11 protein-coding genes are annotated in these 13,463 nt (G+C 63.4%); 8 read left to right on the top strand and 3 right to left on the bottom strand.

Annotated elements, in window-relative coordinates; genetic code table 11:
* Positions 1 to 166 precede the first annotated feature (166 nt).
* Entirely contained in the window at positions 167 to 1,435 is a 1,269-nt protein-coding gene (locus ACTIF2_RS21790) for a DUF4910 domain-containing protein (RefSeq protein ID WP_439499258.1), read from the top strand.
* A gap of 53 nt (positions 1,436 to 1,488) precedes the next feature.
* On the opposite strand, the gene ACTIF2_RS21785 is transcribed toward ACTIF2_RS21790, so the two are convergent.
* The 3 genes from ACTIF2_RS21785 to ACTIF2_RS21775 all read right to left on the bottom strand — a co-directional run bounded on the left by ACTIF2_RS21785 (position 1,489) and on the right by ACTIF2_RS21775 (position 5,806).
* Positions 1,489 to 2,196 carry a class I SAM-dependent methyltransferase gene (locus tag ACTIF2_RS21785; protein ID WP_439499218.1) on the bottom strand — a complete coding sequence of 236 codons (708 nt, stop codon included), beginning with the start codon at positions 2,194 to 2,196 and terminating at the stop codon, positions 1,489 to 1,491.
* Positions 2,197 to 2,736: 540 nt separating this feature from the next.
* Positions 2,737 to 3,552, bottom strand: coding sequence for a YdcF family protein (locus ACTIF2_RS21780; RefSeq protein WP_439499217.1), 816 nt, complete (start codon positions 3,550 to 3,552; stop codon positions 2,737 to 2,739).
* 43 nt (positions 3,553 to 3,595) lie between these two features.
* A complete protein-coding gene (locus ACTIF2_RS21775; RefSeq protein WP_439499216.1) occupies positions 3,596 to 5,806 on the bottom strand; it encodes a GumC family protein in 2,211 nt (736 codons plus the stop codon).
* Between the two features lie 228 nt (positions 5,807 to 6,034).
* Here ACTIF2_RS21775 and ACTIF2_RS21770 point away from each other — a divergent pair, with 228 nt between their 5' ends.
* The 7 genes from ACTIF2_RS21770 (at position 6,035) to ACTIF2_RS21740 (ending at position 13,416) form a co-directional block, all read left to right on the top strand.
* The gene (locus ACTIF2_RS21770) at positions 6,035 to 6,751 is read left to right on the top strand and encodes a nucleotidyltransferase family protein (RefSeq protein ID WP_439499215.1); all 717 of its coding nucleotides are present in this window, start codon (positions 6,035 to 6,037) and stop codon (positions 6,749 to 6,751) included.
* Positions 6,752 to 6,803: 52 nt separating this feature from the next.
* Positions 6,804 to 7,997, top strand: coding sequence for a DegT/DnrJ/EryC1/StrS family aminotransferase (locus ACTIF2_RS21765; protein WP_439499214.1), 1,194 nt, complete (start codon positions 6,804 to 6,806; stop codon positions 7,995 to 7,997).
* Positions 7,994 to 8,725, top strand: a complete 732-nt coding sequence (locus ACTIF2_RS21760) for a sugar transferase (protein WP_439499213.1) — start codon at positions 7,994 to 7,996, stop codon at positions 8,723 to 8,725. The genes ACTIF2_RS21765 and ACTIF2_RS21760 overlap by 4 nt, the downstream gene beginning before the upstream one ends.
* Positions 8,726 to 8,742: 17 nt before the next feature.
* Positions 8,743 to 9,750, top strand: coding sequence for an SDR family NAD(P)-dependent oxidoreductase (locus ACTIF2_RS21755; protein ID WP_439499212.1), 1,008 nt, complete (start codon positions 8,743 to 8,745; stop codon positions 9,748 to 9,750).
* A 77-nt stretch (positions 9,751 to 9,827) separates the two neighbouring features.
* A complete protein-coding gene (locus ACTIF2_RS21750; protein ID WP_439499211.1) occupies positions 9,828 to 11,099 on the top strand; it encodes a polysaccharide biosynthesis/export family protein in 1,272 nt (423 codons plus the stop codon).
* A 323-nt stretch (positions 11,100 to 11,422) separates the two neighbouring features.
* Positions 11,423 to 12,304, top strand: a complete 882-nt coding sequence (locus ACTIF2_RS21745; RefSeq protein WP_439499210.1) for an O-methyltransferase — start codon at positions 11,423 to 11,425, stop codon at positions 12,302 to 12,304.
* Positions 12,305 to 12,327: 23 nt separating this feature from the next.
* A complete protein-coding gene (locus ACTIF2_RS21740) occupies positions 12,328 to 13,416 on the top strand; it encodes a glycosyltransferase family protein (protein WP_439499209.1) in 1,089 nt (362 codons plus the stop codon).
* The last annotated feature ends 47 nt before the right edge of the window (positions 13,417 to 13,463 follow it).

The following is a 13,463-nucleotide window of genomic DNA, read 5'->3' as shown; positions in this document are numbered from 1 at the left end:
CATGATTGAAAAACCGGCGGCCGACGAGCGGGGTCCTTTCGAACAGGATCGCTTAGGCGTGTCGAAGGTGGCGCGGGCAGGCCAGCCTGGCGCCGGCCACGGAAGCGGGACTGCGCCGGCGCCACGACGAGAAGCGCGGCATCTCGCTTCGGGTTCGGGCGACGCCATGTATAGCCTCGTCGAAGAGCTTTATCCCATCTGCCGCAGCATCACCGGCGATGGGGTGCGCGCCACGCTCGGCTGCCTGTCGCCGTATCTTCCGCTGGACGTCGTGGAGGTCCCGACCGGAATACAGGTCCTGGACTGGACGACCCCGCGGGAGTGGAACATCCGCGACGCTTTCATCAAACGACTCTCGGGAGAGCGTGTCGTCGATCTTGGGAACTCCAACCTGCATGTCGTGGGCTACAGCGCTCCAGTTCGCGCCCTGATGAGTTTGGCCGATCTCCGCTCGCATCTGCATTCCCTGCCCGCCCAGCCCGACTTGATCCCTTATCGGACGTCCTATTACGCCGAGACATGGGGCTTTTGCCTTTCGCACAAGCAGCTCGAAAGCCTCGAGGACGAGGTCTACGAGGTTTGCATCGATTCAACCCTGGAGGATGGGTCCCTCACCTATGGCGAATGCCTGGTCGCAGGCGAAAGTTCGGACGAGGTCCTGATCTCATGCCACGTCTGCCATCCGTCGCTCTGCAACGACAACCTGTCCGGTATCGTCATTGCAGCGGCGCTTGCCCAAGAATTGTCACGACGCCCGACCCGCTATAGCTACCGCTTCGTCTTCGTGCCGGGCACGATCGGGGCGATCACCTGGCTCGCCCGGAACCGGTCTGTCCTGGAGCGGGTGAAGCACGGTCTCGTTCTGACCTGTCTCGGCGACGCGGGCCGCATCACCTACAAGAAGAGCCGAGGCGGCGACGCCGAGATCGATCGTGCCGTCGCCTATGTGCTTCAGCAGAAGGCTGCGGAATTCGCGATCCGGGATTTCTCTCCGGACGGGTACGACGAGCGTCAATACGGATCGCCCGGCTTCAATCTTCCGGTCGGCTGCCTGATGCGGACGCCGCACGGCGCATTCCCGGAATACCACACCTCTGCCGATGACCTGAGTTTCGTGCGCCCGGCCGCCCTGGCGGATTCCGCCCGGACGTGCCTTGAGGTGATCGATGTGATCGAGAATAATCGGATCTACCGCAATCTTCAGCCCTTCGGAGAGCCGCAGCTCGGGCGCCGCGGGCTCTACGAGAGCCTGGGCGGTCAGGTCGCGAGCGACTTTCGGCTTGCGATGCTTTGGCTCCTCAACATGAGCGACGGAACGAACAGCCTCCTGGATATTGCCGCCAAGGCAGGTCTCCCGTGGCCAAGCGTGAAGGAGGCCCGGCGAGCACTCTGCCGGGAGGGCCTGCTCGAGGTGCTGGATCAGCGGCCCGCATGATCCAAGTGCAGATCGCGCGCTCGCGTGACACGCAAAGGCACTCCGAGAGCCCTTCAGCCAGCAGGTTTCTCGATCCACGCCATGACATGCGTCCTCAGCAGCGCGACGCGATTTAGCAACGGGTACAGCGAGGGATGCAAGCGGCACGCGGCACGCGCCAAAGGCGGTGCCAGGGTGACCCGGCAAGTTTCGATCTTCGCTCGGGGAAACAGCTCTTTGATCCGGCGGACGGGGACACCCCGCATATCGGGGTTCCGAGGATTGCTGACGGCAGCGTCATACCAGAGGATTGCCCCGGAGGGTTTTAGACATCCCCACATTGTATCCGCAAGTTCCACCTGAAACGCTCGATCCAGGATCGAGGAGAATACCGTGAACTGCAGGACGAGATCCTGGCTCAGCGGATCCACGCGCGATACGGAGGCATCACCGCTAAACAGCCGGACCTCTGCCGGAAGCTTTCGCCGCGCCATCTCCACTCTCTCAGGAAGAAGGTCGACGCCGATCAGGCGCTCGGCCGAGAACCCGATCTGGAGCAGATCCGCAAGGACATTGCCCTCTCCGCATCCAATCTCCACGGCGCAGCGCGTGCTCAGATCATGCCAAGCCCGCCTGGCCAGGAACCACTGTATGAGCCGCCTTCGTTCGTCGAGGCTGTGCCGCATCTCGGGACGGCTCATTTCATATAGTGAACCTATTGAACCGTCCCGGCGACGCGCGTAGCGCGCCTTGACCGCCTCGAGCTCCGTTTCGTGAGACACGTTATCCTCCCGCGCCCAGGGCAGCGTCAGATCTCGTCAGCAGTTGCAGCCGACGATCCCTGAGCGGCGACGGACAGGCGCGCTCTCTTCCCGCGGCGCTTAGAAGCCGCCAAGCTGTCACGGCCTCATCCCAATTGCGATGCGGAGCCGGCGCCCGGTATGGAAGATCAAGCGTTCGAGCCCGGCCGTCCCAGTTGTGAAATTTGAAGTCGAAAGAATAAAATGCGAGTTTTGCATGCGATGATCCCATGAGGTAAATTCCTGAGTAAGTAGACTCAACCGATCATGCGAACGATTACGTTTCAGGTGCCTCACAGCGCCACCGGCAAGGCTTGATCTAACGGAACGACTGAGCGCGGCATTTGACCCGCATCAAGTCCCGCCGGCCCCGGAGCAATTCTCGTTGAAACATGGCCGACCCGAGTACCTTCTCCGACAGGATGCCGGCGAGGGCGTGACCGCGGCGCTGATCTGCCATGCCGGCGCCGCTCTCAACGCTGAAGGCGTGGCGCCCGGCGATAGCGCTCGCCGCCGCGGGCGTCAGGTCGCGCCGGGGGAACCTACCGGGTCCGGACCCGGGAAAAAAGAACTCGTCCGTCCAGAGATGCGATACCCGAACAAGCCGAGCCACTCCTTGGCGGCTATGTCCAGCCGCTGAAGGCCCTGTCCCACGATGGTGAAGGGGCGAATCGTATCGGTTGCTCCGCGGGTCTGGTAGTCGACCGGATACGGGATGACCGTCAGCCCGACCGTCCGAAAGCAGCCCATTGCGCGCGGCATGTGCGATGCGGACGTTATCAGAACCCAGCGCCCTTGCGCCCGATCACCCAAAAGGGCTTTCGTGTTCCGCGCGTTGTCCCAGGTGGTCCCTGACGCCGTCTCGATGAGGAGGCGTTCCGTCGACAAGCCCAGCCTCTTCATTTGCTCGGCAGCCAGCTGCGCCTCCGATCGCGACCGACCACCTGCGCTTCCCCCCGTATAAATCAGGCGTGCTTCCGGATGGCGCCGAGCCATCTCCATAAAACTCACGACCCGCTCGGCTGCCCCATTCAGCGAAAACTCGCCTCGATCGAGTGATCTCGCCAGGTCCACGGCGCCCGACAGGACGATAATGCCGTCGATCGGGCGCCCGTCTTCCTGATACCTGGGAAAGCGCTCCTCGAGAGGACGGATCAGTATATTGGCAATCGGCAGGATTCCGGCAATCAGTGTCCCACCGATGCCCAGGCTGGCCAGCCAAAGACCAGCACTCCGCCGGCGAGCAAGTGCGATGATCAAGCCGAGCAGGCCGACTGCGGGAAGAAGGTTCGAGGGCGCGGCAGCGAATGTTGCGATCTGAGAGATCGTCGCGAACATGGGTTTCCGTCCGATAAGGAGCCCGCCGCGCGGACGGAGAGCGTTAGGATAACGAGTTGGCCGCCAGCCTCGCCCGATGGTCGTACAAGTATTCGGCTGCATCTCCGGGCCGATACCGCACATAGGACTTGAGGTCGACGCGCGTCAGCACGGCCAGAACGTTCGGCGGAGGATCCCTTCTGACCGTCGCCGGCTTTCTCAGCAACGTCAGCGCGTTCGCCGCAACCTCCCGGGTCGTGCTCCCCCATCTCACGGCGAAGAGGACCGCGTCGGCCATGCTTGCGAGAGCGGGAATGCTGGGCGACACGAACACCGCCGGTGCGTCCATGACGATATAGTCGTAACGCTCCTGCACCCTTTTCAGGCCTGCGATCAACGCCGCGCTCGCGAGCAATGTCGGGTCCCCGGCCGTGAGTTCCATCACGCTCAGGCGGTCGAACCCCAGGTCTGGGTCGCCGGAATAGGGCGGGGGGGTGAAACCCTCGTCGAGGCCTGTCGGTGCGCTTGGCGGCGTCGGGTGAATGGGCTCCTGCGGGATATCCGCGCTGACCAGGAGAACACGTTGCCGCAGGCTCTGGAGACAGGACGCGAGTCCTTCCGCAAGCGCCGTGGTGCCCTCGGCGGGATGACTGGACGTCAGGAGGATGATCTTGCCCTCCTTGCGGTGCCCGGTGACGGCCAATGTCATGGCGCACGTGGTTTCGATCGCGAACGCATTCGGATAGGCAGAGGCTTCGAGCGTGGGCCGGCGCGGCCGATTGGACGAGCGACGGGTATCGGGGATGAGACCGATGCATGGAACGCCGAGCACGCTCTCGATTTCACGGGGCTGCCGGAACGTACGGTCCAGCTGCTCGCGGGTTGAAGCGGCTACCCCGCCGAGCACGGCGAAGGCTATGACCGCAGCGGGGATGTAGAGGTAAGGGCTGAGCGAGCTCGGACGCAGGGGCACGGACGCAGGCGCAAGTAGCTGCACGCCGGTTGCGGGAGGATCCTTGTATTCTCGCTTGAGCCGGCTGAGCTCCCTGACGCTGTCTGCCGCCGAAGCGGCTCTGCGCTCGAGGGTTTGAAACTCCTTCCGCTGGGCGAGGACAAATCCCGATACGGCCTGCAGCGACTCGGTGTGTTCCGCAAGCGAGCGCTCCTGAATACGCAGCAGGCGGACGTCATGTTCGAGCCGCTCCACCTCGGCCTCGGCCTCTCGGGCCAGGGCCGGCCGCGATGCCGACATGCTTCCGGGCGCGGTCGCGGCGGTGTTCGGCAGATCGGGTACGGGCGCATCCTGCGCGACGCGCGCGCTTCCGGACGGGGACGCCAGGGTGGCGGTCGGGGCTGCATCCGCTCCCGCGCGCCGCAGATCCCTGAGGCGTTCCAGCCTCGCCTTTTTTCTCGCCAGCTCGGTCCGGACCCCCTCGAGCTGTTGGACGATCTCCGCGATCGGCTCTCCCTTCACGCCATCCGGGACGCTGGCTCCATGGATCGACGAGTAGGCGCGCAACGCTTCGTCCGCAGCGTCCGACTCGCGTCGCGCCTCGACGAGGCCCTGATCCAGCCATTGTTGCGAATTCTCCAGCGCGAGCTGCTTGTGCTGCGACAGGGTATTCAAATGAAAGGTGGCGATCTGGTTGGCGATCAGGGCGGCTCTGACCGGGTTGGAACTCTTGTAGCTGATCGAAACGACGCTTGAGCGCCGCTCTTGCCGAACCATGAGGGAGAACTTCGCCTCGTCGAGACTGGGAGGCGCGAGCCCTCTTCGGCCATCCGACGGCACCTGATTGGCTGGAGGTGTCGAGACCACCGCTTGGAGTTGCGCCGCGGCATCGAGCAGCCAGTCGCGTAGGCGAGCCTCGAATGTCGGCTCGGACCCGGCCGAGCTCGACGGCGCTGTCGCCTCGTACTCCGGAAGACCTGACAGGCTCGCCAGCACCGCACGCAGGCGAGCATCCGACGTGATGGTGGCGATATGGGTGTCGACGACGGCATCCATGACGCCGGCCGCGATCTGGGTCTGCGTAGGCTCGATCACGATTTGCGACGTAGCGGTGTATTTCGGCGGCAAGACAAAGGCCGCGATGCCAGTCAGAAGCGCTCCGACAAGTGCGAAATAGGCGATGAACGCCTTACGTCGCCAGACGAGAGCTACAATGTTATGGATCTTGACATCCCGATTGCGCGGCGTGTCGTCCGAAAGCTCCGAGAAGGCCGCTCCGGGGGAGCGACCGGCTGAGATAAACTCGGTTGCACCAAGTTTCATCACAGAACTCTTTTCTGCTCGTGCGGAAAGGGTGTCTAGACCTTGTGTTGAAAGTCATCGACCTGGTGAGCGCCGCGCCTACTGCATGCGCAACCAGTATAAGGATGCACGAGCGTAGACGCGGCACTCAACCGAACGTTAGCGGGGGCTCATCCGATGCAACTTGATTGCGATCAAGACGGGCGGATTTTGCCGACATAGCGTCACCTCACTTCAGAGGAGGCGCAAGTGAAAGCTGTCATTCAAGCAGGCGGCAGGGGCACACGGCTGATGCCTTACACCTCGGTCCTTCCGAAGCCGCTCATGCCGATCGGCGCGCGGCCGGTTCTGGAGCTTCTGCTGCAATGGCTCCGACGCAACAACGTCGAAGACGTCTACATCACCACGGGATATCTCGGTCATTTGATCAGGAGCTTCTGCGGTGACGGACACCAGTGGGGCATCAACATCAAATATACGCAAGAAATCGAGCCGCTCGGGACTGTCGGGCCACTCACCCTGTTGCGCGAGGCCCTGGACGGCACGTTCCTGATGCTGAACGGCGACGTCCTCACGGATCTCAGCCTGCATGCGCTCGCCACGACCCACCGGAAGCACGGTGTCCCTCTGACCATCGCGACGACCACCCGCTCCACCCCGATGGACTTCGGAATCATCGAAGATCAGAATGGTGCCGTCACTAAATTTACAGAAAAGCCGACGCTTTCGAACTGCGTCAGCATGGGCGTGTACTGCATGGAGCCAGACGTTATCAAATATATACCGCCTGGCATACCCTTCGGGCTCGATGATCTTGCCCATTGCTTGCTGGAAAAGGGCGTGCCGATTCATGTCTACAAGCATGAAGGGCTCTGGCTCGACGTCGGCCGGGTCGAAGATTTTCACCGCGCTCAGGAAATCAAGTGGGAAGAGCGGGCGCCGTCCTTTGTCGCGACGGCGGGCTAGCCGTCCTCGCAGCCTGCCGCAACCTGCGTCGCCGAAAATAAGAGGTCATTCCATGTTGCTTGTCTCGGAGCCTACGCTTGGATGGGAAGAGAAGGCGGCGCTGGCCGAGGTCATCGACAGCGGCTGGATCACGATGGGTGACAGGGTCAACGCCTTCGAACGGGCGTTCGCCGAGGCCCATGGTGCCGACGATGCCGTGTCGGTGAGTTCCTGCACGGCCGGCCTGCATTTGATCCTGCATGCGCTTGGGATCGGTCCGGGCGATGAGGTGCTCGTGCCCGCGCTGACCTTCGTGGCGACTGCGAATTGCGTCCTCTATGTCGGGGCGAAGCCGGTTTTCGTCGATATCGCGTCGACGGATACGCCTCTGATGTGCCTGGAGGATGCGGCCGCGAAATGCACCAGTCGAACGAAGGCGATCATCCTCGTGCACTTCGCCGGCTATCTCATTGATCCCAAGCCATGGCAGGCGTTCGCGGCGGAACGTGGCTTGCTGATCGTCGAGGACGCGGCGCACGCCACCGTGCTCCCGGGGGTCGGTACGCTGGGTGTGGCGGCCGCCTTCAGCTTCTACGGCAACAAGAACATGACGACGGCGGAGGGGGGAGCGATCCTGGCCGGCGACGAGAAGCTTCGCGACGGAATTCGACGGGCGCGCGGCCACGGGCTGACCAGCGGCACCTTTCAAAGGCGGTCCGGCAAAAACCCGATCTACGATGTGACGATGCTGGGCTTCAACTATCGGCTGGACGAATTGAGGGCTGCGATCGGCCTCGTTCAACTCGGTCACGTCCAGCGGTGGAACGCGAAGCGAAAAGACTTGGCGCAGCTCTATCGGCGCTCGATCGAAGCCCGATGCCCGACGGTGACGGTCCCGTTCGATGCCGGACGGGCCTCGGTGCATCATATCATGCCGGTTCTGCTGCCGCGGTCGGCCGATCGGCAGAACGTCATCGATCATCTGCGCGAGGCCGGGATCCAGACGACCATCCATTATCCGCCGACGCACCGTCTCTCCTTCTACCGCGATCTCTATCCGGGCGTGTCGCTGCCGAAGACCGAGGACTTTACAGCCCGCGAACTCACATTGCCGCTGCATCCACGTATGGAGGGCGCGGATGTCGAGACCGTCACGCGCTGTCTCGCGGAAGCTCTGGAGGCCGAGCCGGGATTTGCCGGAGCAGCCTCTCTTCAGGGCCTCCATGCCGCTTCTCCATCGAACCTGTCCGTGGGGGTGTCGTCATGATCATAACGACCTTGTCCGAGAATGAAGGCCCGGGGACCGCCGCAGAGCGCCTGCGCCGCGCGCTCGACATCTGCCTGGTCTGCCTGGCCGTGCTGTTCCTGGGGCCGCTCCTGCTGCTGGTCGCAGCCGCGGTGTGGCTCGAATCCGGAGGTCCGGTCCTGTTTCGTCAGGTTCGGATCGGCAAAGGCGGCAGACATTTCTGCATGTACAAGTTCAGAAAATTCCATGCCGACGCGGGGAGCGCGGGCAGCCCTCTGACGCTCAAGAAGGATCCTCGGCTCACGGTTGTCGGAAGCATTCTCGCGGCGACGAAACTCGACGAGCTGCCTCAGCTCTGGAACGTGCTGAGAGGCGACATGTCGATCGTTGGGCCACGTCCCGAAAGCCTGGCCTTCGCTGATTGCTTTCAGAACGGCTGGGAGGATCTGTTGAGATTCAAGCCCGGCCTGATCGGCCCTTGTCAGATCATGTTTCGAAATGAAGCCGATGCGTTTCCGGGCAACGTAGCACCCGATCAGTTCTACAGGGCCGTACTCTTTCCGTTGAAGGCGAGTATCGACCTTGAATATTTCAAAACCCGGACCCTGACGGGGGATCTCATCATCATGGTGCGAGGCGCCTTGGCGGTGGGCGGCTATGTTCCGCCACCGCATGCCGGCCTGAAGGCAATCAAGCTGGAGCCGCAGGTCAGGGCCGCACGCCCGGGTGCCAGCCCGGCTTCCGTCTAACGAGAAGGGTTCGTGGCATGACCTATGACGGCGTCAATGTTCTGGTCACCGGGGCCGACGGGTTCATCGGCTCGCACCTGACCGAGGCCCTTGCAAGTCAAGGAGCCAACGTCACCGCGCTGACCCTGTACAACTCCTTCGACAGCAACGGTTGGCTCGACGAGGTGCCGAACGATATGAGGGGTCGCCTGGATCTCGTGCGCGGCGACGTTCGGGATGCGGCCTTCGTCGGGCGGATCATGCCGGGCCAGGACATCGTCTTCCATCTCGCGGCGCTGATCGCCATTCCGCATTCCTACGCGGCGGCGCAGACCTATGTCGAGACGAACGTCCTGGGCACGCTGAACGTGCTGGAGGCCGCCCGCCGGTTGGGAACGGAGCGCATCGTTCACACCTCGACGAGCGAGGTTTACGGCACCGCACTCAGGATGCCGATCTCGGAGGACCACCCGCTGCAGGGACAGTCGCCCTATTCGGCCTCCAAGATCGGAGCCGACATGATGGCGGAGGCCTTCGCGCGATCATTCGGCGTGCCGGTCGTGACGCTCCGGCCTTTCAACACCTTCGGCCCCCGCCAAAGCGAGCGTGCGCTCATATCGACGCTCATCCGGCAAGCGCTCGATCCGAGTTGCGAGGCCGTGAGGGTCGGAGATACGACGCCGGTGCGAGACCTCACCTATGTCGAAGACACGGTGCGCGCCTTCTTGACCGCGGGCATCGCGACGAACCTCGAATTCGGGCGGGCCTATAACGCGGGCAGCCAAAGGGCCGTCACGGTGGCCCAGGTCATCGATCTCGTTCTCGATCTGTGTGGAAGCTCGAAGCCAGTGGAGCAGGAAAGCGTCCGCATGCGCCCTGCGAACTCCGAGGTGCGCGCTCTCCTGGCCGACAGCAGCCGCTTCGCGGCCGCCACGGGATGGGGTGCGCGGATCGGCCTGCGCGAGGGCCTAGACCGAACGATCGACTGGTGGCGCGCTCGTCTGGCGGCGGGGCAAGTGCGCCGGCACAGCCATTTCATGACGTGAGCGCAGCGGATGCCGGGCGCGTCCCAGAAGACGATGCTCCGCGACATCCACTTCTCACACGAACCGGGGCCATTCACATGATGCGTCGACATATACGCGGCGGTCGAACCGGAGCACTCCTGGCTGCAATCGGGCTGGCGCTGCTCAGCGCGCTCGTTCCGTGCCGGGCGGAGTATCGGCTCTCGCCCGGCGACGTCATCGAGATCACCGTTGCCGGCATGCCGGAGCTGAAGCAACGCGCTCCGATCCAGCTCGACGGCACGATCGCGATTCCGATGGCCGGCACCATCGTCGCGGCGGGCTCTACGTCCGCGGACGTTCAGGCTCGGGCCGAGATGGCACTGGCTGCGAAAGTCCTTCGCCAGAGAACACCTGACGGGCGCGACCGCGCCGTGCTGATCCAGCCCGGCGACGTGGCCGTGGCGGTCGTCGAATACAGGCCCGTCTATGTGAACGGCGACGTCTTGCAACCGGGCCAGCACCCCTATCGACCCCAGATGACGGTCAGACAGGCGATTGCCCTCTCGGGCGGCGTCAGCATGGTCCGGGGGCGCTCGGCGACCATGGGCGTGGAGGTCGTAGAGGTCGACCGGGATTACCGTACCACTGTCCTCGCCTTGGCCAAGGAACATGTTCTCACGTGGCGGCTTACGGCGGAGCTCGAGGGATCGGAGACCATCAAGGAACAACGGCTCCCGGATGCTCCCATACCGGCCGCGACATTGAGCGAGTATCTCTCAGTCGAATCCAGCTACCTGAACATCCGGCTGCTCGAGTACAGAAACGAGAAGGCTCATCTGGAGAACGCGGCGCGCCTCGCCAGCGAGCAGATTGCAACCTTGACGAACCAGGAGAAGCAGGAGGCGCAAGGCCTTCAATCCGACATCGACGAGCTGGACCGGATCAACAAGCTCTTCGGTTCGGGCAGCCTTGTCAGCCCGCGCGTGACGGAGAGCCGAAGGGCGGTCTTGCTGTCGTCGACCCGCCGCCTCCAGACCGTAGCGACTTTGAGCCAGGTGAAGCAGCTGCGGGACGAATACCTGTTCCGCCTGGATAAGCTCGACACGCAGCGCCGGCTCGACGTTCTGCGGGAGATGAAGGAGTCGCAATCGCGAGCCGGCGAGCTGAGGACGAGGCTCGAAGCGGCGGCTCAGAAGCTGCAGATCTTCGGACGGATAATCTCCGCGGATCCAGCCAATAATGGTGTCCGCCCGGCACTGGCGATCATCCGCAGGAACGGGGATGGATGGGATCGTCTCTCCGCGTCGGAAGATGCCGACTTGCTGCCGGGCGATGCGATCGAGGTCGTCGCTCGCCCCGATCCAGTCGCGACTGCGGCGGCGCAGTGAAGTCTCCTTGCTCGGGGGGCAGCCGGCCCTGCCGGATGCCTTGCCGGAGCGCCCTCATGAATGACGTCGCGACGGCCTGGGCCATTACGCAAAGTAAGGCTCTCCTCGCTCGCCAAACGTAGTGTTTGCTCGCGCCGGAGCTTCTGCCGACCGCTGAATGCGCTCCTGCGAGATCAGCGCCATGCAAGGGGAGTGGCGGATGTTGTCACCGGTCAAGTATGCGCCGTTCCGGCGCGCTAGGACGTTCCCTGCCGGCATGTGCCGGTTCGGCTGAAGGCTCTGCCTTTGGAGCGCAATATCGCAATTCGAGGTTGGTCGAGCAGATGATGAACCTTCTCAAACAATCAGCCGAGACCATGCTTCCGCGCCGTGTGTTCGGGGCGCTCCAGATTCGGCGTGAACGTCTCCGTCTGGCGAAAATCTCGCGGGAGGCGTTCGATGCCAAGCGGCTCGGAACAATGACGAGTCGCTCCCTCATGCAGGCTCTCCACAGCTCGTCGATATCAAGGGAATGGCTTCGAGATGAAGACCAGCTCTCCCAGGTCATGCCGTTCGCGGATATCGATGGCGGCATATGCCCCGGGGAACGCCGCGCCCTCTACCAGTTGGTCGCGTCGCTCAAGCCGGCAAGAGTGCTCGAGATCGGCACCCATATCGGTGCATCGACCTTGGCGATCGCCCGCTCACTCGCAACGCATTCCGGCCCTGACGCGCATCTGACCACGGTCGACATCGCGGATGTCAACGATCCGGCGCACGGGGCCTTCGCGCGTCTCGGGCTCGATTCCCCTCGCGAGAACCTCGCGCGCGCTGGACTATCCGACCGGGTGACGTTCATCGCCAGGCCCTCGTCGGAGTTCCTTCGGGAAACCGAAGACAGGTTCGACCTGATCTTCCTCGACGGCGATCACGCCGCGCCTGCTGTCTATCGCGAGTTTGCCCAGGCACTGAACTGCCTGACTCCGAACGGCGCGATTCTGCTCCATGATTTCTACCCTGACGGCAGGCCGCTCTATCCAAACGGGTCGATCGAGCCCGGCCCTGTGGTCGCGGCCGAGCGGATCACGGCAGAGTGCGAAGGTATCGGATTTCTGCCTCTTGGCGAGCTGCCTTGGGAATCCAAGCAAGGCGTGCGCACGACATCTCTGGCGCTCGCGACGAGCTGCCTCGTTGCGGTGCGGCGCGGCGGCATGCAGGTCCAGTGATCGATCCAAGATGGAGCGCTCGCATGTCATCGATCTCAGCCTCGGATCTTCGGGCAGAGACGAGGACGCATGCGTTCTTGTCGACGCTATGGTTCCCGGGGTGGGAAGACCGGGTCCGCGCGCTGGAGCTGCCGTATCGCCGATCGGGACCTCACGCTCCCTACAAGGAGCTGATCACCCTGGCGAGGATTCTGCGCTCTGCCCGTCATGAACGGCTTCTCATGCTGAACAGCTCGTCGGGGGTCATCTACCCCGACCTTCTGGCCTGTATGATCCTCGGCTTCGTTCCCAGGCGATACCGAGCGGCGCTGATGCTCGTCGGCGAGATGTGGGAGCCGAACACCGGGCTCAGGGGGTTCGTCGAGAGGCTCGTCGTTCGCCTCGTGGATCGGGCAGTGGATCGGTATGTGGTCTACTCCCAGGACGACAAGCAGTCGTTCTGCGCCTTGTGGGGAATCGACCCGGACAAGGTCGGGATAGCCTTGTGCTACTATCACCTGTCCGCTCGGGATCTCGAAGGGCCGCCCCCTCCGAATGGAGAGCACATCTTCGCCGGGGGGGATAGCGGACGCGACTATGCGCCTCTCGTCGAGGCTGCGCGCCTGTTTCCGGATACGCGGTTCATCCTGGCAACGGCCTGGACGAGTTCGAAACCCGTGCCGCCGAATGTCGACATCGTTCTCGCCAAACGCACCCACACGTCGCATGCCGAGTTTATTCGTCTGCTCCGCACGGCACGCGCCACCGTGGTTCCCCTCCAGCAGGGGATGAAACGCTCGGTCGGACAGCAGACCTATCTCAACAGCATGTATCTGGGTAAGCCCACCGTGGTGGCGCGCGGGCTGGGGATCTCGCATCACGTCGAGGACCGCGAGCATGCGCTCGTCGTGGACGGAACGACGTCAGGGTATGTCGGCGCGCTTACCTGGCTTCTCGACCCGCAGAAGCAGCAGGACGTCGCCGCGATGGCGGAGCGGGGACGCGTCAAGGCCGCCTCGTTCACCTCCGATCGACTTGCCGGTGAGCTGTTTCGTCAGGCCGAACTGGTTCTGCGGAAGCGTTCGCTTTCGGAAGGTGGCGCGCAGGAGAGCGCCGATCGCGCCACGGGATAGGCTCAGGACCGGTTGCTCTCTATTGCTAGTAATAGAGCTCCATATTC

The organism is Allobosea sp. (genome assembly GCF_051860145.1).
In the GTDB taxonomy this organism is placed as follows: domain Bacteria; phylum Pseudomonadota; class Alphaproteobacteria; order Rhizobiales; family Beijerinckiaceae; genus Allobosea.
The sequence above is the reverse complement of the archived record's forward strand: the minus strand, read 5'-3'. Positions and strand labels throughout refer to the sequence as shown.